The organism is Sphingomonas colocasiae (genome assembly GCF_019880585.1).
In the GTDB taxonomy this organism is placed as follows: domain Bacteria; phylum Pseudomonadota; class Alphaproteobacteria; order Sphingomonadales; family Sphingomonadaceae; genus Sphingobium_A; species Sphingobium_A colocasiae.
The window spans coordinates 980143-1000741 of sequence record NZ_JAINVV010000004.1 but is presented as its reverse complement, the minus strand read 5'-3'; the positions used below and the strand labels follow the sequence as shown (position 1 = coordinate 1000741).

Annotated in this window: 24 protein-coding genes; 16 read left to right on the top strand and 8 right to left on the bottom strand. The window is 67.0% G+C overall.

The features are described 5' to 3' along the window. Nucleotide 1 precedes the first annotated feature (1 nt). Entirely contained in the window at nucleotides 2-292 is a 291-nt protein-coding gene (locus K7G82_RS11060; protein ID WP_222989886.1) for a hypothetical protein, read from the bottom strand. Nucleotides 293-388: 96 nt separating this feature from the next. Here K7G82_RS11060 and K7G82_RS11055 point away from each other — a divergent pair, with 96 nt between their 5' ends. Together K7G82_RS11055 and K7G82_RS11050 are read left to right on the top strand one after the other, a co-directional pair. Then, the gene (locus tag K7G82_RS11055; RefSeq protein ID WP_222989885.1) at nucleotides 389-1198 is read left to right on the top strand and encodes a transporter; all 810 of its coding nucleotides are present in this window, start codon (nucleotides 389-391) and stop codon (nucleotides 1196-1198) included. 86 nt (nucleotides 1199-1284) lie between these two features. Continuing rightward, nucleotides 1285-1656, top strand: a complete 372-nt coding sequence (locus K7G82_RS11050) for a hypothetical protein (protein ID WP_222989884.1) — start codon at nucleotides 1285-1287, stop codon at nucleotides 1654-1656. A gap of 3 nt (nucleotides 1657-1659) precedes the next feature. On the opposite strand, the gene K7G82_RS11045 is transcribed toward K7G82_RS11050, so the two are convergent. After that, nucleotides 1660-3789: a PQQ-dependent dehydrogenase, methanol/ethanol family gene (locus K7G82_RS11045; RefSeq protein ID WP_222989883.1), complete on the bottom strand. Its 2130-nt coding sequence runs from the start codon at nucleotides 3787-3789 to the stop codon at nucleotides 1660-1662. Nucleotides 3790-4023: 234 nt separating this feature from the next. Here K7G82_RS11045 and K7G82_RS11040 point away from each other — a divergent pair, with 234 nt between their 5' ends. Genes K7G82_RS11040 through K7G82_RS11020 form a run of 5 tightly spaced genes read left to right on the top strand, consistent with a single transcriptional unit; the run spans nucleotide 4024 to nucleotide 11319 of the window. Continuing rightward, on the top strand, nucleotides 4024-5418 hold the full coding sequence (locus K7G82_RS11040; RefSeq protein ID WP_222989882.1) for an SWIM zinc finger family protein: 1395 nt from the start codon (nucleotides 4024-4026) through the stop codon (nucleotides 5416-5418). Beyond that, entirely contained in the window at nucleotides 5411-6832 is a 1422-nt protein-coding gene (locus K7G82_RS11035) for a DUF5691 domain-containing protein (RefSeq protein WP_222989881.1), read from the top strand. Before K7G82_RS11040 ends, K7G82_RS11035 begins: the two co-directional genes overlap by 8 nt. Further along, entirely contained in the window at nucleotides 6829-7908 is a 1080-nt protein-coding gene (locus tag K7G82_RS11030; RefSeq protein WP_222989880.1) for an ATP-binding protein, read from the top strand. The genes K7G82_RS11035 and K7G82_RS11030 overlap by 4 nt, the downstream gene beginning before the upstream one ends. A 4-nt stretch (nucleotides 7909-7912) precedes the next feature. Next, nucleotides 7913-10144 carry a DUF5682 family protein gene (locus tag K7G82_RS11025; RefSeq protein ID WP_222989879.1) on the top strand — a complete coding sequence of 744 codons (2232 nt, stop codon included), beginning with the start codon at nucleotides 7913-7915 and terminating at the stop codon, nucleotides 10142-10144. Further along, nucleotides 10141-11319, top strand: coding sequence for a VWA domain-containing protein (locus tag K7G82_RS11020; RefSeq protein WP_222989878.1), 1179 nt, complete (start codon nucleotides 10141-10143; stop codon nucleotides 11317-11319). The genes K7G82_RS11025 and K7G82_RS11020 overlap by 4 nt, the downstream gene beginning before the upstream one ends. Before the next feature lie 3 nt (nucleotides 11320-11322). On the opposite strand, the gene K7G82_RS11015 is transcribed toward K7G82_RS11020, so the two are convergent. Then, nucleotides 11323-12369, bottom strand: coding sequence for an alpha/beta fold hydrolase (locus K7G82_RS11015; protein ID WP_222989877.1), 1047 nt, complete (start codon nucleotides 12367-12369; stop codon nucleotides 11323-11325). A gap of 110 nt (nucleotides 12370-12479) precedes the next feature. Between K7G82_RS11015 and K7G82_RS11010 the strand changes: the two genes are divergently transcribed. Both K7G82_RS11010 and K7G82_RS11005 read left to right on the top strand, forming a co-directional pair. After that, entirely contained in the window at nucleotides 12480-12839 is a 360-nt protein-coding gene (locus tag K7G82_RS11010) for a hypothetical protein (protein ID WP_222989876.1), read from the top strand. Nucleotides 12840-12928: 89 nt separating this feature from the next. Next, on the top strand, nucleotides 12929-13432 hold the full coding sequence (locus K7G82_RS11005; protein WP_222989875.1) for an asparaginase domain-containing protein: 504 nt from the start codon (nucleotides 12929-12931) through the stop codon (nucleotides 13430-13432). Between the two features lie 45 nt (nucleotides 13433-13477). Here K7G82_RS11005 and K7G82_RS11000 read toward each other — a convergent pair whose 3' ends face one another. After that, nucleotides 13478-14119 (bottom strand): TetR/AcrR family transcriptional regulator C-terminal domain-containing protein, encoded by a 642-nt coding sequence (locus K7G82_RS11000; RefSeq protein WP_222989874.1) that lies wholly within the window; start codon nucleotides 14117-14119, stop codon nucleotides 13478-13480. A gap of 86 nt (nucleotides 14120-14205) precedes the next feature. Here K7G82_RS11000 and K7G82_RS10995 point away from each other — a divergent pair, with 86 nt between their 5' ends. Both K7G82_RS10995 and K7G82_RS10990 read left to right on the top strand, forming a co-directional pair. After that, nucleotides 14206-14745 carry a GFA family protein gene (locus K7G82_RS10995; RefSeq protein ID WP_281422983.1) on the top strand — a complete coding sequence of 180 codons (540 nt, stop codon included), beginning with the start codon at nucleotides 14206-14208 and terminating at the stop codon, nucleotides 14743-14745. Continuing rightward, nucleotides 14742-15044 carry a DUF6958 family protein gene (locus tag K7G82_RS10990; protein ID WP_222989872.1) on the top strand — a complete coding sequence of 101 codons (303 nt, stop codon included), beginning with the start codon at nucleotides 14742-14744 and terminating at the stop codon, nucleotides 15042-15044. The genes K7G82_RS10995 and K7G82_RS10990 overlap by 4 nt, the downstream gene beginning before the upstream one ends. 22 nt (nucleotides 15045-15066) lie before the next feature. Here the strand turns inward: K7G82_RS10990 and K7G82_RS10985 are convergent, their stop codons facing one another. Next, nucleotides 15067-15267, bottom strand: coding sequence for a hypothetical protein (locus K7G82_RS10985; RefSeq protein WP_222989871.1), 201 nt, complete (start codon nucleotides 15265-15267; stop codon nucleotides 15067-15069). A 52-nt stretch (nucleotides 15268-15319) separates the two neighbouring features. Next, on the bottom strand, nucleotides 15320-15766 hold the full coding sequence (locus K7G82_RS10980) for an Lrp/AsnC family transcriptional regulator (protein WP_222989870.1): 447 nt from the start codon (nucleotides 15764-15766) through the stop codon (nucleotides 15320-15322). A gap of 120 nt (nucleotides 15767-15886) precedes the next feature. On the opposite strand from K7G82_RS10980, the gene alr reads away from it, so the two are divergent. The 5 genes from alr (at nucleotide 15887) to K7G82_RS10955 (ending at nucleotide 19620) form a co-directional block, all read left to right on the top strand. Then, a complete protein-coding gene (alr, locus tag K7G82_RS10975; protein WP_343228560.1) occupies nucleotides 15887-17026 on the top strand; it encodes an alanine racemase in 1140 nt (379 codons plus the stop codon). Further along, the gene (locus K7G82_RS10970) at nucleotides 17026-18282 is read left to right on the top strand and encodes a D-amino acid dehydrogenase (protein WP_222989869.1); all 1257 of its coding nucleotides are present in this window, start codon (nucleotides 17026-17028) and stop codon (nucleotides 18280-18282) included. Before alr ends, K7G82_RS10970 begins: the two co-directional genes overlap by 1 nt. Nucleotides 18283-18303: 21 nt before the next feature. Next, nucleotides 18304-18651: a RidA family protein gene (locus K7G82_RS10965; RefSeq protein WP_222989868.1), complete on the top strand. Its 348-nt coding sequence runs from the start codon at nucleotides 18304-18306 to the stop codon at nucleotides 18649-18651. A gap of 331 nt (nucleotides 18652-18982) precedes the next feature. Continuing rightward, nucleotides 18983-19402, top strand: a complete 420-nt coding sequence (rnk, locus tag K7G82_RS10960; RefSeq protein WP_222989867.1) for a nucleoside diphosphate kinase regulator — start codon at nucleotides 18983-18985, stop codon at nucleotides 19400-19402. Further along, on the top strand, nucleotides 19399-19620 hold the full coding sequence (locus tag K7G82_RS10955) for a hypothetical protein (RefSeq protein WP_222989866.1): 222 nt from the start codon (nucleotides 19399-19401) through the stop codon (nucleotides 19618-19620). The genes rnk and K7G82_RS10955 overlap by 4 nt, the downstream gene beginning before the upstream one ends. Nucleotides 19621-19626: 6 nt before the next feature. Here the strand turns inward: K7G82_RS10955 and K7G82_RS10950 are convergent, their stop codons facing one another. After that, entirely contained in the window at nucleotides 19627-19914 is a 288-nt protein-coding gene (locus tag K7G82_RS10950) for a hypothetical protein (protein ID WP_222989865.1), read from the bottom strand. Further along, a complete protein-coding gene (locus tag K7G82_RS10945) occupies nucleotides 19911-20534 on the bottom strand; it encodes a YbhB/YbcL family Raf kinase inhibitor-like protein (RefSeq protein WP_222989864.1) in 624 nt (207 codons plus the stop codon). The genes K7G82_RS10950 and K7G82_RS10945 overlap by 4 nt, the downstream gene beginning before the upstream one ends. Nucleotides 20535-20599 lie beyond the last annotated feature (65 nt).

Genomic DNA, 20599 nt, shown 5'->3' with positions numbered 1-20599 from the left:
CTCACCTGCGTCTTGAGAGGCGGCGGCGATTGGCGCGGACTTTCCTGCCATAATGCGCGATCGACTTCGCGGCGGCGGCGTTCGGCGTCTTGCCCAGCGCACCGGTGAACGCCAATGCGTGAAGTTCGATCGCCGCGCGCATCTTCTCCGCCACCATCCGCTGAGCCTCGGCGGCGGCGGTCGAGCCGCCCCGCGCCAACGTCATCATCCGCAGGCCGATGACGGACGAGGATTCCACGCCCAGCATCCAGCCGTCGATCGCGAGCGTCATCCAGGATGGGTTGCGTGCCATGCCCAACCAATGGCCAGCCGGCCGCAAGGTTGCATTCGCCGCTTCATGACGGAAGATTTATTTGACCGCCCCCGTCAAAAGGTGGAGCCATTGCGCATGCGCCGCTTCGCCATCGCGCTTTTCCTGTCCGGCATCTCGATGCCGGCATGGGCCGATCCGCCCGAGACGGCCGGCCCGCGCGATCTTTGCCCGGACCGGCCGGGGCTGGGCACGCCCGCCTGCACGCTCGATGCCGGGCGCGTCGTCGTCGAACTGGGCCTTGGCGACTGGACGCACGACAGGACTGGCCCGATGCGGACCGACACGATCCTTGCCGGCGACGCCTTGATACGGATCGGCCTGAACGACACGCTGGAAGCGCAGATCGGCTGGACCGGCTATGGCCGTGTCCGCACCCGCGATATGGCGGCTGGCACGATCGACAATGCTTCCGGCACAGGCGATGTCACGCTGGCGCTGCGCCGGAATTTCATCAACCCGGATGGCTCGGGCGTGTCGATCGCCGCCATGCCCTATGCCACGCTGCCCAGCGGCGGCAAAGCGATCGGCGCGGGCGACTGGGGTGCCGGCCTGCTCGTTCCGATGAGCTTCGATCTGGGCGGCGTTTCGCTGGCGCTGTCGCCCGAGATCGACGCAGCGGTCGACAGCGACGGCAAGGGCCGGCATCTCGGCTATGGCAGCGTCGTCGGGCTCGAATTCTCGCTGACCGACGCCCTTTCCACAAGCACCGAAATCTCGATCCATCGGGACGACGACCCCGCCGGCCACACCACCGAGGCACTGGCGGGCCTGTCCGCAGGATGGCAGCCCAGTAAGGATCTGCAGTTCGATATCGGGCTCAATATCGGCCTGAACGCCACGAGCCCAGACACCGAGCTCTATTTCGGGATCGCCCGGCGCTTCTGATCGCGGAACGGCCCGATCAATGGCGGTTCGGCTCCCGTTCAGCCTGGCTCCACGATCATAGCCCGATTGACGACGGAGGAGCCCCGATGCGCGGACTCGCACTACCAGCACTCGTCCTGTCCGCCGCCGCGATCGCGAGCCCCGCGACCGCGCAGATCGTCGCCCGGCATCCATCATCGGCCGATGCGTTCCGGCCCAATCCGCTGACGATCGACAGGCGCGAAACGGGTCCGGGCACCTGGCGTGACATGAACGATATCCGCGACCGCATCGACGATGCCCGCGACGCCGGCACGATATCGCGGGCTGAAGCACGGCAGTTCCGCCGCGAGACCCGGGCGATCGACAGTCTGGCGACCCGCTTGAGCCAGGATGGACTGTCCGCCTCCGAGCGGCGGGAACTGGAGGCGCGCGCCCTGTATCTGCGCGGGGCGGTCACCCGGCCACGTTCGAAATAACCCTCAATGCCCTGCTGATCGTTCCACCGGCTTGCGCGTTCCCGCCTTGCGCCGATCGTCCGCGATGAAGGCGCGGATGGCGAGCGTGTCCGCCGGCGTCAGCACATCCTTGAAGCTCGCCATGCCCGCATAGCTCAGCGCCCCGTCAAGCACGATCGAGTCAAAGGCGGCGTGCGTTTCGGGCGAGAGGTTCCAGAGATCGGGATAGCCGTTGCGCGTACCGCTCGGCGCATGGCAGCGCGCGCAATTGACCGCATAGGCGGTCAGCCCGCGCTGGATCGTCGCAGCATCGGTCGGCAGACCGGTCGGGATGGGCTGCACCGCCGGCTTCACATAACGCGGCGGCAGATCGACCGGGCCGCCGCCCAGCTTGAACACCAGCAGACGCTCGTGATTCTGATAGATATTGGCGGCGAAGCCGGGCAGCAGCGGGAAGCCGGTCATCGCGCCGCCCAGCCCGGCGAGCACCGCCACATATTGCTGGCCTTCGATCCGATAGGTCATCGGCGCGGCCATGATCGCCAGCCCGGTATCGATCTCCTTGAGCAGCGCACCGTCGGTCGCGCCATAGACGCGCAGCTTGCCGTCGGTGGATCCGTGGAACACCAGTCCGCCCGCCGTGGTCAGCACGCCGCCGCCCCAATAAGGCATCGGCCTGCTCTGCCACACCAGCTTCCCCGTCTTCGGATTCCAGGCCTTCAGCACGGTATGCTGCGTTGGGGCCGGCATGCCCTTCATGATCGCCGCATCGCGCTTCGCATCGGCGAAATCCGCGCCGACGCCGATGTTCGCTGCGCCCGGCACCAGCGTCTTCATCTCCTTGTCCGCGACCATGAACTTGATCGGCATCTCGATCGTCGGGATATAGACGAGCCCGGTCTCGCGGCTGAACGCCATCGGCGCCCAATTATGCCCGCCCGCCTGCGACGGCCAGATCACGCGCTCCTGCGTACTGTAATCGGCATTGTCGAGCAGCACCGGCCGGCCGGTCTTCATGTCGACATGGCTGGCCCAGGTGACGGGCGTATATTTCTCCGCCGACAGCAATTCCCCGGTTTCACGGTCGAGCACGTAGAAAAAGCCGTTCTTGGGCGCCTGCATCAACACCTTGCGCGGTTTCCCGCCGATATCGAGATCGGCCAGGATCATATTCTGCGTGGCGGTGAAATCCCATTCGTCGCCGGGCGTGGTCTGATAATACCATTTCATCCGCCCCGTCGCGGCGTCGAGCGCGACGATGCTGGAGACGAACAGATTATCGCCCCCGCCGCCGCCGTTCCTGAGTTTCGCCGGATAAGGCCCGGCATTGCCGACGCCGATATAGATCAGGCCAAGCGCGGGATCATAGGTCATCCCGTCCCATGCGGTGCCGCCGCCGCCCAGATCCCAGCGAGCCGTGGGCGCCCAGGTCTTGCGCGCCATCGTCACTTCGGGATGTTCGTCCGGCCCCGCCCCGGGCACCGTGTAGAAGCGCCAGGAAAGCTTGCCCGTTTCGGCGTCATAGGCGCTGACATAACCGCGCACGCCCATTTCAGCGCCGCCATTGCCGATCACGATGTTGTTGCCGGCGATGCGCGGTGCGCCGGTGATCGCATAGCTTTTCGTGCGATCGACAAAAGTATCGGAACGCCATTTCTGCTTGCCGGTCGCGGCGTCGAGCGCGACCAGCCAGCCATCGACCGTGCCGACATAGACAGTGCCCTTCCACACCGCGACGCCACGGTTGACCACGTCGCAACAGGCATGCCGCCCCCAGCCGCCGTCCACTTCGGGATCGTGCGACCATTTGAGCGCGCCCGTTTTCGCGTCGACCGCGTAGACGACGCTCCACGGTCCCGTGAAATACAGCGTGCCGTCCACCATGATCGGCGTCGCCTGCGCGCCGCGATGCGTGCGCCCGCGCACGACGAAATCGTCGAAGGAGAATGCCAGCCCGAGCGTACCGACATTGGCCCGGGTGATATCGGCGACCGGCGAGAAACGCTGTTCTCCGAAGCCATGGCCATAAAGCGGCCATTCGGTCGCGTCGGTGCCGGTGGGCAGCGCGAATGGATCGCCCGAGGCATCCGGCGTCACATTGCACGATCCGAGAATCGCGATCGCCGCCAGCATGACAAGCCGAAAGATCCGCATGGTCCGCCCCCGTCCCTGTTTCGAGGGAAGGTGTCATGCGTGCGCCGCCAGTGCAACTCGAAACGGAAAATGATTTTCCGATCGGGCCAATTATTTGAAAATATGTGAAACAGACGCGCGCACATCTTCCCGAACCGCACCTGTCCGATTAATCCGGTCGGGAGGCGCGATGGCGTGACATCACACCTCCATAATCGTCGCCTATCATGGCGGCGTCGGGCGTAGGGGAATGGCGTGGCGATCGATCTGAAGGCGGTTGAACAGCTTGCCACCGATCAATCGTCGCTCAAGGCCGCGGCCGGCCTCGCCAAACCTGCCAAATGGTCGGGCACCGGCATCAGTCATGACGGGGCGCTGATCTGGGGCGAGTGCGCGGGATCCGGCGCGAACCCCTATCGCGTGATGGCGGACCTGCGCGACCTGGGCAATAAATGCACCTGTCCGTCGCGGAAGTTCCCCTGCAAACATGTGCTGGGCCTGTTGTGGCTGAAGGCCGAGGCGATCATCCCCTTTCCCGCCGCCGACACGCCCGATTGGGTGAGCGACTGGCTGGGGCGGCGGCGGACAGGCGCAGGCGCGCCAAAGGCGGCGGCCACCACAGCGCCGGCCGCGCCCAAGGATCTGCGCGCCGCGCTGGCCGAAGAGGCCGAAGCGCCGGAAGATCCGAAAGCGGCCGCGCGCCGGGAGGCGGCGGCCGCGAAACGGTCCGAAGACACCGAACGCGCCATCGTGGATGCGCTCGATGCGCTCGAACAATGGATCGGCGACCAGCTTCGCATGGGCTTGGCCGGCTTCATCGACGACGCCACCGCGCGCTGCCGCAAGATCGCGGCGCGGCTCGTCGACGGCAAGGCGGCGACGCTCGCCGGCCGGATCGACGAATTGCCCGCGCGCCTGCTGGCGCTGCCTACGGGCGATCGGCCACGCGGCGCGACGGTGGAACTCGGCAAGCTGGTGCTGCTCGCCCGCGCCTTTCGCGCGGCGCCACGCGATGCCGATATCCGGCGCGCGGTGGCGACATCGGAATCGCGCGACGCGGTGCTCGGCAATCCGGAGGCGCCGCGCGTTTCCGCACGCTGGGAGGTGCTGGCCGAACAGGTGCAGACGCGCCGCGACGGGCTGGTCTCGCAAACCACCTGGCTGCTCAATCTCGACGCCGAAGGCCCGCGCTTCGCGATGCTGCTCGATTATTTCCCGGCAAGCGCCGGCCGGCGCGGATCGGTGTTCACGCCCGGCGAGCAATTCGCGGGCGAACTCGCTTTCTATCCGGGGCAGCGCCCGCTTCGCGCGGTGCTCGTCAATCGATCCCCGGCGGCGCAGGATGGCGCGCCGGCCGGCTGGCCTGCCGCGAAAGCCCCCCTGAGCGACGAACTCACCACACCGTTTCTCGTCGAACCCTGGGCGATCGACCTGCCGATCCTGCTGCCGGCAGGGCGGATCGCACTCGATCCCGAGGACCGTCCCTGGTGGCGCGCCGGCAGCGGCGACGCCGTGCTGCCGGTGACCGGCGCCATCGACGGACTGCTGCGCGGCACGAACCTGGAGCGGGCGGCCGCCATCTGGTCCGGCAACCGGCTGACGATCCTGGCGGCGCAGACGCGTTGGGGACGGGTCTCCGCCGATGGCTGAGGCGATCCACGACGCATTGGGCGCGGTGCTGACGCGCTGGACGATGGGTGCGGCCGCCGCGCCCGCTACCAGCCTTTGGAAAGAGGCGCTCGGCGACGCCCCCGAAGAAGCCGAACTGCGGCTGCTCGCGCTGTCGGGCCAGTTTCTGGGCGTGGCGGTGACGGTGGAGCCGCCCGCCGGCTTGCGCGTGCTGCCCGATGTGCCGGCACTGGCGCTCGCGACCATTCCCGATCCGCTCCGCGCGACGGTGCGCCGCATCCTGCTCTCGATGAAGGACGCCCGCCAGCGCCGCGACCTTCTTCGTTTCCTGGATGCGCGCGGCTGGACGATGCATCCGGCCGACTGGATGCCCGCCGCGAGCGACGACGACACGCCCGATACCTATGCACCGTGGCGCGACTGGGCCGAGGCATCGGCGTCACCGGCGGCGAGGGATCGGACATCGGCACATGCGCTCACCGCCGAGAGCTGGGACGATTTCTGGCCCGCCGCGCGGCAGGCCGCGTTCGGCGAATTGCGACGCCGCGATCCCGCCGCCGCCCGCGCGCTTCTGGAAACCAGACTGGCGGGCGAAGGCGCCGACGCCCGGCTGCGCCTGCTCTCGCTGCTGGCGCCCCAATTGTCGGACGATGATATCGGCCTGCTCGAAACGCTCGCGACGAGCGACCGCGCGCCCAAGGTGAAATCATTGGCGGCCGCCCTGCTCGCGCGGCTCGGCCAAGGCGCCGCCGCCGGCGAGGACGCGGCCGAACTGGCGGGTTATTTCGAAGTCCGGACCAAGGGATTGCTGCGGCGGACCAGGATCGTCGCGGCATTGCCGCTCAAGACGCCGGCACAGCACCAGCGGCGGCGCGCGCTGTTCGGCATCGTCGATATCGCCGGCTTCGCAGCGGCCTTGCAGATCACGCCCGATGAGCTCGCCCAGATGTGGACCTGGTGCGAAGACTATATCGCCGATGCCGGCATCGCCGAGATGGCCGCCCGCTCCGCCCCGGACGCGCTGATCGCGGCGCTGTGCGGGCGTCTCGATGATATCGGCACCGCCGCCATGCCGACGCTCGACGCGCTGCTGCCGAGGCTGGACCGCGCGCAACGCATGGATTTCGCGCGGCAATTGCTGCGGCGGCGCGCCTCCTGCCAGGTAGCGCTCAACATTACGGGCGGCGATTGCAGCCTGGATGGCCTGATCGACACGCCGGCCGGCGCCGCGATCGTCGTGGCCGCGAGCAACAGTGATGCGATGCGTCCGGCGGAGCTGGCCTGCGAACTGCTGGCATTCGGCCTGCTCGCATCGCGATCGGCAGCTGCCCAGGCGATGGAACGGCTCGGCCGCGCCGGCATGCTGGCGGCCGATCCCCGCCTCGACATGATCCGGCTGAATGCCGCCCTGGAAAACAATGGAGCGACTGGATGAGCGAGATATTGCGGCAACCCGCCGAGAAGAGCCATGCGGCCGAACTGGCGGCGCTGGCGGCCGGCGATACCGGCCCTCGCCCGCCGGGCTGGGCATTGTCGCCCCGGCTTGTCGTCACCTATCTGATGGGCGGCAAAGCCGCCGACGGCACCGCGATCACGCCCAAATATGTGGGCGACAAGCGGCTGATCGAAACCGCCGTCGCGACGCTCGCCACCGATCGGGCGCTGCTGCTGCTCGGCGTGCCGGGCACCGCCAAATCCTGGGTCTCGGAACATCTGGCCGCCGCGATCACCGGCGATTCGACGATGATCGTCCAGTGCACCGCCGGCACCGACGAGAACCAGGTGCGCTATGGCTGGAACTATGCGCAGTTGCTGGCGCACGGGCCGAGCCGCGACGCGCTGGTGCCGACCCCGCTGATGCGCGCGATGGAAACGGGCAAGCTCTGCCGCTTCGAGGAACTGACCCGGATGGGCAGCGACGTGCAGGACACGCTGATCACCGTGCTCTCCGAAAAGATGATGCCGATCCCCGAACTCAACGACGCGGTCTATGCGGCGCGCGGCTTCAACATCATCGCCACCGCCAACAATCGCGACAAGGGCGTCAATGAACTGTCCTCGGCGCTCAAGCGGCGTTTCAACGTCGTCGTGCTGCCGCTGCCCGACAGCGCCGACGAGGAGATCGCGATCATCGTCAAGCGCGTCGGCGAAATGGCGCGAAGCCTGGACCTGCCGGCCCCCAAGAACGTCGCCGAGGAAGTGGCGCGCGTCGTCGCGATCTTCCGCGAACTCAGGTCGGGATCCACCGAGGACGGCAAGGTGGCGCTGAAGTCGCCTTCGGGCGGGCTTTCGACCGCGGAGGCGATCGCCGTGATGGTCGGCGGTATCAGCCAGGCGACCTTCTTCAACAATGGCGCGCTGACGCCGGAGACGCTGGCGGCGAACGTGATCGGCGCGGTCGTCAAGGATCCGGTGCAGGATCGCGCGGTGCTCGGGGAATATCTGGAAACCGTGCTCAAGAAACGGCGCGGTTTCGAAGGCTATTATGCCTCGCTGACCGACCTGATCTGACATCATGGCCGGCGACGTCTCGATCTACGGCATCCGCCATCACGGCCCCGGCTCCGCGCGCCGGCTGGTCGAGGCGCTCGATGCGCTCGCGCCCGCGACGGTGCTGATCGAGGGGCCGGCGGACGCGTCGGCGCTGTTGCCGATGCTCGCGGATCCGGGCATGGCGACGCCGGTGGCGCTGCTCACCTATGCCGAGGACGACCCCGCCAACGCCAGCTTCTTCCCTTTCGCCGATTATTCGCCCGAATATCAGGCGGCGCGCTGGGCGGTACGGCACGGCGCCGCGCTGCGTTTCATCGACCTGCCCGCATCGGACCGGCTGGGCGCGCATGGCGGCGGAATCGAGGAGGACGCCGCCGCGACCGCCGACGACGATCCGATCAGCCGCGATCCCATCGGCATGCTCGCCATCGCCGCCGGCTATGACGACGGCGAATCCTGGTGGTCCGACGTGATCGAGGAGAATCCGTCGTCCGGCCCGGTGTTCGCGGCCGTCGCCGACGCGATGAGCGCGCTTCGCGCCGAAGCCGGCCCACTTTCCGCTCGGGAAGCCGCGCGCGAAGCACATATGCGGATCGAGATCGCGCGCGCCGCGAAGGAAAGCGACGGGCCGGTCGCGGTGGTGTGCGGAGCGTGGCATGTGCCCGCACTGATCGCCAGACAGAGCCTGACCGCCGACCGAGACCTGCTGAAGGGACGTCCGAAAGCGAAGATCAAGGCGACCTGGGCACCCTGGACCGCACCGCGACTGGCGCGCGCGAGCGGCTATGGCGCCGGCGTCGTCGCCCCGGGCTGGTGCGCGCATCTGTGGGACACGCGCGACGCCGAGGACCGCGATGCCGTCTGGCTGGCGCGGATCGCGCGGGTGATGCGCGAACGCGGGCATTTCGTATCGACCGCGTCGGTGATCGAGGCGCAACGGCTCGGCACCGCGCTGGCGGCGCTGCGCGATCGGCCCGCGCCGGGTTTCGAGGAATTGCGCGAAGCCGCGATCGCCTGCCTGTGCAACGGCGAACGCGCCCTGTGGGACGATATCGCGGCGGAACTGCTGATCGGATCGACGGTCGGCGCGATCCCCGCGTCGACGCCGCTCGCCCCGCTGCTGGAGGATCTGCAGCGCCAGCAAAAGGCGACGCGCCTGAAGCCCGAGGCGCTCGAACGCGCGCTGACGCTCGACCTTCGCAGCGAAAGCGGGCTCGCGCGATCGACATTGCTTCACCGTCTGAACGCGCTGGACGTGCCATGGGGCCGGCTTGCCGATGCGGGGCGCAGCCGTGGCACCTTCCGCGAGAATTGGCAGCTCTGCTGGGAACCCGAATATGCGGTGCGGCTGATCGAAAATCTCGTTTTCGGATCGACCATCCCCGAGGCCGCGGGCGGACGCCTGCTCGAGGCGATGCGGGGCGAAGCCGATCTTGCCGCGCTGGCAACATTGGTCCGCACCGCGATGGTCGCGGACCTGCCGCGCGCGACCGAGGCGGGCATCGCGCTGCTGGAGGACAAGGCGGCGCTGACCAGCGACTGCCAGACATTGCTCGCCACGATCACGCCGATGGCCGACATCATGCGCTATGGCGAAGCGCGCGCGGGAACGGCGGCGCATCTTTCCGCGCTGATGCCGCGCATCGTCGTTCAGGCCGCGCTGGCGCTGCCCTATGCCGCCCGCAACCTCGATGCCGATGCGGCGGGCCGGCTGCGCGGCGCGATCCTGGCGGCGGATCGCGCGATCGCGCTGGCCGAACTCGACGGCGATACGCTGGCGACCTGGCACCGCGCGCTCCAGTTGCTGCTGGGCGATGCACAGGCGACGCGCCTGATCGCCGGCGCTGCCGCCCGCCTGCTCTATGAAGCCGAGTTGCTCGATGCCGATGCGGCGGCGGACCTGCTCGGTCGCATGCTCTCCCCCGGCACGCCGGTCGCCGATGCCGCCGGGTTCTTCGAAGGGTTTCTGGAGGGCGCGGGACAAAGGCTGATCCATGACGCATCGTTGCGCGATGCCGTCGACGCCTGGCTGATGTCGCTCGAGGAGGATGCCTTCACCGCCAATCTGCCACTGTTCCGGCGCGTCTTCTCGGCGCTCGACCGCACCGAAAGGCGCCGGCTGATCGACGCCATATTCGGGCGTGGCACCACCAGCGGCGCCGGCGGCTATCGGCTGATCGACGGCGCCGCCGCGATCTGGCCGGCGCATGAGCAAAGGGTGATCGCATTGCTGACGGCGGGGGCGCCGCGATGACCGAAGCGAACGAACGCGATCGCCGCTGGACGCTGGCGCTGGGCGTGGATGCGGCCGAGGATGGCGGCTCCGCATTGTCGGACAGCGATCGCCGGATGTCCGAAGCGCTCACCGCGCTTTACGGCGATGGCGACGACGCGCCGAAAAAGGGGCGCGGCGGCCTTGGCGGATCGGCGCCGCGCGTGGCCAAATGGCTGGGTGACATCCGCGAATTCTTTCCCGCCCCGATCGTGCAGGTGATCCAGAAGGACGCATTCGAGCGCAAGGGCCTGCGCCAGATGCTGCTCGAACCCGAATTCCTGGCGACGGTGGAAGCCGATGTGAATCTGGTCGCCGATCTGGTTTCGCTGCGCGGCGTGATGCCCGAAAAGACCAAGGAGACCGCGCGGATCGTGATCGCGAAAGTGGTCGCCGAACTGATGGAAAGGCTCGAGCGCAAGACCGCCGACGCCATACGCGGCTCGCTCGACCGATCCCGGCGGACCAACCGGCCGCGCTTTTCCGATATCGACTGGCCGCGCACCATCCAGGCCAATCTGCGCCATTATCAGGCGGAGCATCGCACGGTGGTGCCCGAACGGCTGATCGGCTTCATGCGGCGGCAGCGGCGCATCGTCGATCTCGACGAGGTCATTTTGTGCGTCGACCAATCCGGGTCGATGGCGACGTCGGTCGTCTATGCATCGATCTTCGCGGCGGTGATGGCCTCGCTGCCCGTCGTCGCGACCAAGCTCGTCTGCTTCGACACCGCGATCGTCGACCTGACCGAAACGCTTGCCGATCCGGTGGAGGTGCTGTTCGGCGTCCAGCTTGGCGGGGGCACCGACATCAATCGCGCCGTCGCCTATTGCGAGGAGCGGATCGAGCGCCCGACAAAGGCGACCTTCGTGCTGATCTCCGACATGTACGAAGGCGGCAATGCCGATGCGCTGGTCGATCGGCTGGCGCGACTGACGCTGACCGGCGTCAATGTGATCGTGCTGCTGGCGCTCACCGATACCGGCCGGCCATCCTATGATCCCGCGCTATCCGCCAGGGTCGCGGCGCTCGGCATTCCCGTCTTCGCGTGCACGCCCGATCAATTCCCCGATCTGATGGCGACCGCGCTTCGCCGCGAGGACGTGCATGGCTGGGCCGCCGATCGCGACATCAAGCTGATCCGATCCGACGGTTGACCTTCAGGTCGCGGGCGCCGCAGCCGGCGCCTTGACCGCATCGGCGCGCACCGCCTTCACCACCTCGTCCACCGCGCGCACCACCACGTCGGGCCGCTCATTCTGGATATAATGGCCCGCATCGGGAACGAGTTCCTGACGCGACCGCGTCGACCAGGAAGCGATCTCGGCATGCAGCGCCTTCCAGCGCGCCTGCATGCCCTCCCCCTCCGCCCTGGTCACGCCCAGCCCCTGCAACATTTCGGGCGGATAGGGCTGGGTGGAGGTGAGGACGACGATGGGGCGATCGCCCAGATTGCGGAGCTTGCCCGCCTGTTCCCAGATCGCGGGCAGCGCATCCATTTCGGCGATCACGCCGCCGACGCTGTGCCCCATATAGGCCTGGCGCGCGCCGGCCTCGGCCGGCGGTTCGCCAGGCGCGGCCTGAGAGGGCACCAGGCGCCAGATCCCGGTCCAGGCGAGCGCCGACATCGCGCGCGGCACGAAAGGCAGTTCCACATAGGCCTTGCGGCCCGGCGGGGGCAGCTTCTTGCCCTGATCGGCATGCGAAGCATCGACGAACACGATCCCCTTCACATCGTCGCCATGGAGCCGCGTATAGGTCATCGCATAAGGGCCGCCCGCGGAAAGACCGACCAGGACGAGCGGGCCGCCGATGCCCGCCTTTTGCAGCATGGCGTGAAGATCGCGCGCCACACCTTCGCCGTCGTGCGGCCCGGACTTGTCGTCGCTCCACATGATGCCCGCGCGATCATAGGCACAGGTGCGCGTGATCTTCGCGATCGAATCATGCACCGGGCGCCACGACAATGTGCCGTTGGGATCGACGCCGGATTCGAGGATCACCGTCGGCGATCCGCTGCCGCGGCAATCGAGATGAAGCTTGCGCCCGCCGATATCGACGAGCTGGCCGCGCGGCGGAAAATCCTTCGCGGCGCTGTGCCGCGCCCATTGTTCACAAGCGGCGCCGAACGCCACGGCGAGGACGACCATGCCCCCCAGCCCGATTCCGATGCGCTTCAGCACGCGCAAGGCCCGTGATCCCGCCATATGTCCCCCCGCCAATTTTACCCGGCCTTGGCGGCATTCCATTGCGCGAACATTGTCATCGGAACGCGGCCCCCACAATCACGCACGCAGCATGGGCTCATCCGTTCCGGATGAAAGCCGATCTTTCCGGAAACCCCCAAAACACATATAAACCGGTGCCGATCGGCGATTGCGCCATTGCGCACCCGTTTCGAGTGAGGTTTTTCCGCATGTTCTCCCGATTTGTCATTCTATGCGCCGCCGGCACGATGGCGCTTTCGCCCGCACTGGCAGCGCCCGAAACGGAAAAACCGGCTCCCGACCCCAATGAGCGCATCTGCCGGACCGAATCGGTGACCGGCTCTCGCCTTCAGAAGACGCGCACCTGCCGCACGCGCAAGGAGTGGGAGGACATCCGCCGGCAAACCGGCGAGGCGATGGGCAGTGTCCAACGCAGCCAGGGCGGAGTATGCGGCATGCGCCCCTGCTAAGGGGTCACGCCTGAAGAACCGGCATGATCGAAATTGACGCGGCACATCGGCTATGGTCGGTGCGCCTACTGCCTTGAAATGGGATATCGATGACGAACGACGACACGATCCAGGTGCTCACCACCGGTGGGACGATCGACAAGCAATATTTCGACAGCCTCAGCGAATATCAGATCACCGACACGATCGTGACGCGGCTGCTGGAAATCGCGCGTGTCACCCAGCCGCACCGGGTGGAGGAGATGTTCCGCAAGGACAGCAACGATCTGTCGGAAGAGGATCGCGCCGCGCTCGTCGCGCGCATCCGCGCGGATGAAGCGAAGCGGTTCGTCATCACCCATGGCACGGATACGATGACGGTGACGGCGGAATCGCTGTCCGGCATCCCCGGCAAGGTGATCATATTGGTGGGCGCCTTCACACCCGCGCGCTTCGCGGAAAGCGATGCGGTGTTCAATCTCGGCATGGCGTTCGCCGCGGCCCAGACCGCCGCGCCCGGCGTCTACATCGCGATGAACGGCACGATCTCCAACGCCGCCGAGGTGGTGAAGGACCGGGCGAAGGGCGCCTTCGTCCGCCGCGACGCGCAATAATTCTCCTGTCATTCCCGCGCACGCGGGAATGACAGGAAATTCCAATCAACGCAGCCGATAGGCCGCAAGGAAAGCCCGGACCGCTTCGGCAGCGTGACGCCGCAGTGTCGCCTGATCTGGTATGGCGCTGTCGCCGAGCATCATGACGCGGTTCACCGGATCGCCCATCACCAGCCAGTTGAACTGCGAGGCGGCGACCCGCGCGTCGTCGATCGCAAGCAGGCCGCGACCGGCCCAGCGTGCAAAGGCGATGGCGAGCCCGGCGACCGCGCGCGACGGTCCGCCGCGATCGAGCGCAGCGCCGAGTTCTGGAAAGCGGTTCGCCTCGGCGATGATCAGGCGACGGAGTTGCATCAACCTTGGCGTCAGCACCACGATCAATTGCCGCTCGGCATAGGCGAGCAGCCGCGCCTCGACATCGTCCTTGTCGCCCAGATCCGCGATCTCGCGCTGCACTTCATCGCCGGCGACGGAGGTCATGCCGGTGATGATCGTCACGAACAGCGCCTCCTTGCTCGCGAACTGCTTGTAGACCGTCTGCTTGGACACCGCCGCCTGTGCCGCGATCTCGTCCATGCTGGTGCCCGGATAACCGTTCCGCAGGAAGATTTCGGTGGCGGCATCAATGATCGCCCGGCGCTTTCGTTCAGACCGCCCTTCACCCTCGACCATCAGAGCTTCCGCCACGCGCACAGCCTCCAGTCGCTTGTGTTGATTGACTCTTAGTACTGGACAGTCCAGTTTGATTCAAGCAACGAAGAGAAGCGACTCCGATGAACGGTGAAGACAGTCAGTCCCTGACGGCATCATGTTTATGTGGCGCGGTGACATTCGAAACGGCCGGCTCACCGATCATGAGCGTCATCTGTCATTGTACGAGTTGCCGGACGGCCGGGCATCGGATCGAGGAACGCCCAGGCGCGCCGGCGGTGCTCGATGCCATCGGCGGCACGACATTCCTGCTCTATCGCAAGGACCGCCTGCGCTGCACGCGTGGGGGCGAAAAGCTTGAGACGCTTCGGCTCAAACCCGATTCGCCCACGCGTCGATTGGTCGCACGCTGCTGCAATGCCCCGATGGCGCTCGAATTTTCCAAGGGCCATTGGCTGAGCATGTATCGCGATCGTTTCCCCGATCATGCTCAGCCGCCGGAGATGCGGGTGATGACCGCCGATCAGCCGGACAATATCCCCCTTCCCGACGACGTCCCTGCCTATGCCCGCCATTCCGGCCGCTTCATGTGGCGATTGCTCGGCGCATGGATCGCGATGGGGTTGCGCGTTCCGCGCGTGCCCGGACTGGAGGCCGCATGAAAAGCGACACCCCTGAAAAGGTGCTGATGGAGAATATCAACAGCCCCGGCCGCCCAATCCGCGTCGATGCCGACAAATATCGGGCGATGCGCGACGCGATCCTCGCGGTGCTGCCTGCCGCCTCACCCGGGCTGACGGTCACCGAAACCAAGGCGCGACTGTTGCCGCTCTTGCCCGACTCGCTGTTCCCTGGCGGCGCCAAGGCGGGCTGGTGGCTCAAGGGCGTCCAGCTCGACCTAGAAGCCAAGAGGCTGATCAAACGTGAGGAAACAAAGCCGCTGCGCCTGCACCGGCTTTGATCACTGAACGAGATGCGTCGGGTCAGGCCTTGAGCGTGACCCAGATATCGACCGGCGCCGCGAATTTGCCCGGCGCCGGCTTGCCGATGTCGATCCGTTCGGCGGTGACCAGCTCGCCCGATTTCAGCGTGAAGCTGGCATAGGGGCGCGGCATCCGCCCGAAGCTCATTTTCTGGATGGGTTCGCCGGTGGCGGAATTCATGATGGTTGCGATGATGCTCATCGCGCGCCGGTAGCGGTCTTCCCGAACCGATTTCAACCGTCATCGCAAAGAATTATCGATGGGCATGGCTGCGCATGGCAAAGCTTGAGGTGATGCGCGACACGCCGGGCAAACGCGACAACACGGTCGCGTGGAAACGCTCATATTCCGCCATGTTGGCGATCTGCAGCCGCAGCACATAATCGCCGTCGCCCGTCATCAGATACCATTCGCGCACCTCGGGATGATTGCGCAGCCCCTGTTCGAAACGGGTGAGATACTCCTCCGTCTGCCGGTCGAGCGCGACCTGGACGATCGCAGTCATGCCCTCGTCCGGCGCGCTGCCCGCGATGATCGCTGTATAGCCCCGGATCACGCCCGAGCGCTCGAGCATGCGGACGCGGCGCAGGCATGCCGAGGCGGACAGGCCGACCTTGGCCGCGAGCGCGCCGTTGGTGATCCGCCCGTCCAGCCGCAGCGCGGTCAAAATCCGGCGATCGGTCTCATCGATGGCATGCATGGTGATTTATTCCATATCTTCGAATAATCTGCGAATTATAGCTTTCACTCGGCGCTTTCTAGCACGATCAGGCGAAATATTCGACAGCTTCACCGCTACATCCGCGCAAGGAGGTGGCGCGTGGATCTGAATGGCTGTCCTGGCGGGACCGGTCGTCTGACCGTCGACCTCGATGCCGTCCGCGCCAATTTCGCGGCGCTCGCGGCACATGTCGCGCCGGCGGCATGCGCCGCGGTGATCAAGGCCGATGCCTATGGGCTCGGTGCGCCTTTCGTTGCCGAAGCGCTTCATCGACAGGGATGCCGCAGCTTCTTCGTCGCGCATCTCTCCGAAGCGCTCGCCATCGCCCGCGTCCTCGAGCCCGACAGCGACATCTTCGTGCTCAACGGGCTGGAGCCTGGGTACGAGCCGCTGTGCGCCGACCGGGGTTTCATTCCGGTGCTCAACGCACCCGAACAGGTCGAGGCCTGGCGCGGGCTGGCGATCGAACGCGGGCGCGCGCTGCCCGCCGCGCTCCAGATCGATACGGGCATGTCGCGGCTCGGCATGGACCTCGACTGCGCCGTGCGGCTGGCAAACGACGCGACCCTCGCCGAACAGCTTTCGCTGCGCCTGTTGATGACGCACCTCGCCTGCGCGGATCTGCCCGACCACCCGGCCAATGCCGATCAGCTTGCGCGTTTCGCGGCGGTGCGATCACTGTTCCCGGCCGTCCCCGCTTCGATCGCCAACAGCGCCGGCGCGGTGCTCGGCGGCGGATATCATTTCGATCTGGTGCGCGCCGGCCTTGCCCTGTTCGGAACGGTATCGACAGGAACGACTGCATCGCCCCTCCCCGCCGTGCGTCTCGACGCGCGCATCATCCAGATCCGCACGATCGAACCCGGTGACGGGGTGGGCTATGGCCTGGCGCATATCGCATCGACGCCCCAGCGCCTCGCCACGCTCGGCATCGGCTATGCCGATGGCTGGCCGCGCAGCCTGAGCGGGCGCGGCGCCGCCTGGTTCAAGGGCGTGCGCCTGCCGATCGTCGGCCGGGTTTCGATGGACTGCATGACAGTGGACATCAGCGCGCTGCCCGAGGGCGCGCTCGGCCATGGCGATTTCGTCGAACTGATCGGGCCGAGCCAGTCCGCCGTCGATGTCGCCGACGATGCCGGGACCATCGACCATGAGATCCTGGCGCGTCTGGGCACGCGCTTCCAGCGCCTCTTCATCGAAAGCGGCGTGACCGACATCCAGTCACCGGGGGGATTATAATGAAGGTCGTCATTCTGGGCGCCGGCGTCATCGGCGTTACATCGGCATGGTATCTCGCCAAGGCCGGCCATGAAGTGGTCGTGATCGATCGCCAGCCCGGCCCGGCGCTCGAGACCAGCTTCGCCAATGCCGGCGAGATCTCTCCCGGCTACGCCTCGCCCTGGGCGGCGCCCGGCATTCCGATGAAGGCGATCCGCTGGCTGATGATGCGCCATGCGCCGCTGATCCTGCGCCCCGGCCTCGATATGGAGATGGTGCGCTGGGTGGCGGCGATGCTGCGCAACTGCACCAGCGCGCGCTATGCGCTCAACAAGAGCCGGATGGTCCGCCTGGCCGAGTTCAGCCGAGACCAGCTCGCCGGGATGCGCACCGAACTCGGCATCGACTATGACCATCGCGAGCGCGGTACGCTCCAGCTTTTCCGCACCCAGGCGCAGCTCGACGGCAGCGCCAAGGATATCGCGGTGCTGCGCGACTATGGCATTCCCTATGAAGTGCTCGATCGCGACGGCTGTGTGGGCGCCGAACCCGGCCTGTCCGCGACGCGCGAGCGCTTCGTCGGCGGCCTCAGGCTGCCCAATGACGAGACCGGCGACTGCCAGATCTTCACGACCGAGCTGGCCGCGCGGCTCCAGAAGATGGGGGTCGAATTCCGGTACGACACCGAGATCGAATCGCTCGCGGTCGCGCAGGGCCAGATCGCCGGCGTGCGCACCAATCGCGGCATGGTCACCGGCGATCGCTATCTCGTCGCGCTCGCCAGCTTCTCGCCGGCATTGCTGAAGCCGCTGGGCTTCCGCGTGCCCGTCTATCCGGTGAAGGGCTATTCGATCACCGCCGACATCGTCGATGCGGAACGCGCGCCCGTCTCCACGCTGCTCGACGAAAGCTACAAGATCGCGATCACTCGCCTGGGGAATCGCGTTCGCGTGGGCGGCATGGCCGAGATATCGGGATATAGTCGCGACCTGCCGGAGCGCCGGCGCGGCACGCTGCTCTATTGCGTCGACGATCTTTTCCCCGGCGCCGCCGACCTGTCGGACGTATCCTATTGGTGCGGCCTGCGGCCCATGACGCCCGATGGCCCGCCGATCCTGGGGCCGACCGCGATCCCCAATCTCTACCTCAATACGGGCCACGGCACGCTCGGCTGGACCATGGCGTGCGGATCCGGTCATGTCATCGCCGACATTATTTCCGGCCGTGCCCCCGAAATCGATGCGGACGGCCTGTCGATCGCACGCTATCGAGCCTGACCACGAAAAGGAGAACCATCAATGAGCATCGTCAGACTGCATTCCGGGCCGCGCATGAGCCAGGCCGTGATCCATGGCGGGCTGGTCTATCTGGCCGGCCAGGTCGGCAACCCCGGCGACGACGTGACGGCGCAGACGCGCACCGTGCTGTCGTCGATCGACGCGCTGCTCGCCGAAGCCGGCACCGATCGCTCGCGCATCCTGAGCGCGACGATCTGGCTCGCCGACATGGGCGACTTCGCCGCGATGAACGCGGTGTGGGAAGACTGGGTGGACCAGGCGACCGCCCCCGCCCGCGCGACGGGCGAAGTCCGCCTGGCGACCGACGAGTATCGCGTCGAGGTCATCATCGTCGCCGCGCTTCCCTGATCGCCGCACGCTGCCGGCCCGCTCCCCCGCCCAACCGCCCGATCCGGTATGATCCTGACGGGTGGTTGGGCGGAGGAGCGGACCGGTAGCGCCAGAAAGCGCCCTTCGCGCTTTCTCCAACAAACCCGAATTTGACAGACCGCCCTCGCGCCTCCACATCACGATGATGATCACCGAGATCATCCATGGGCGATATCGCCACCACTCAGGGCAGCTCGCCGCGCGCAGCTAGCCCCGGGCTTCCTTTATCCTCACCCGAAGCCCGGGGAGACAATTTCCGAAGCACCCGGCGGCCGAAGAGCGTGCGCGCCGAACCCTGAGAGACATGATCATGACGACATCCTCGGCTGCGGTGGAGCACCGCCGCCCGCCCATCCATATCATCGACACCGAATGCGAAGCGCTGACCGCGCTTGCCCTGCGGATCGAGGAAGCCCAGCCCGTGGTGGCGGATCTGCTGCTCACCGAACTGGAACGCGCCGAACTCCATTCGGCGGATACTCTGCCACCCCACACCGTCTCGATGAACAGCGTCATCGCCTATGTCGACGAGCGCAGCGGCACGCGGCGCACCGTGCAACTCGTCTATCCGCAGGACGCCGATATCGAGGCGGGGCGGATCTCGATCCTGACCCCGGTCGGCGCCGGACTGATCGGCTTGGCGCAAGGTGACGCGATCGACTGGCCCGATCGCGAGGGCCAGGAACGATCGCTCCGCATCGTCGAGGTCAAGCCGGGAGAGTCGCCGTGATGGAGGAACTCGCCCGCTATCGCTGCATCGGCGACGACGGCACGCGGGTTGCCGTCGTCGAATATCGCTATGTCCATCTGGCGCGGAGCAGTACGGGCACGCGCCGCCATCTCGGCGCGACCAAGCTCACGCTCGAGACCGGCGAGCCCGTGCGCTATATCGACGAGGCCTGTTTCGAAGTGATCGACAGCGGCGAGCTGATCCGCCGCATATCCTGACGGTCGTCAGCCGCGCGCGTCGGGGCCGAAACGCCGCCGCGCGATCAGCATGTCCGATACCGGATCGCGAACCGGCTTCGCGAACATCAGTCCACCCGCTGCGGATGAGCCCTCCACCACACCGCCTTTCGGTCGGATGCGCGGTACGGATGCCGCCGCGAGCGCGTCGCAGCGCATCGCGAGATCGAGCAGATAGGCGCGGGTGAATTCGCCGGTGATGCGCGCGGCCGTCCGCCGGCACGCCTCGGCCTGCCGGATCCAGTGCCCATAGCCGATGGGCTTGCCGCTGTTCATGCCCGTGCCTCCACCAATCCGGCGGCGCCCACACCGGCTTCCTCGCCACGCGAATAGGTGGCGACGAGCATGCCCGCCGCCAGGACGCGGCCGGCGATCGCGTCGACCATGCTGGAGCGACCGGGATTGTCGCCGATCACCGGCGTGTCGGACAGCGCGAAAAGCTGGAAGACATAGTCGTGCGCGCCGTGCCCCGTGGGCGGATCGGGCGGCAACCAGCCTTCGGCGAACAGGCTGTTCCGCCCGACATCCCGGCCATCGGCCTCGCCATGCCCGTCGCGCGCGATCGCGCCTTCGGCCAGGCCCGTCTCGTCAGGCGGCAGATTCCAGACGATCGCATGGACGAGCGGACTCGTCGCGGGCGCATCCGGATCCTCGACGATCAGCGCCAGGCTGGTGGCGCCTTCGGGCACGCCGCGCCAGATCAAGGGCGGCGACACACCTTCGCCATCGGCGGTGAAGCGTATCGGCAGCCGCCCGCCATCCGCGAACGCCGGACTCGACAGTTCGATGAAACCATCGCCCAGCCCAAGCGCCTCCTGCGCGATCACGAGCTTCGCATGCCCCGCGCGTACGTTGCGGAGCAGGCTGCCAAGCCAGTGCGGAACATGTTGCAGCATCGCGCGCGCCTCCTTGCCGGTTCGAGAACGATCGGAAGCCGGGAAGGCTCCCGATCGTTGCAAGA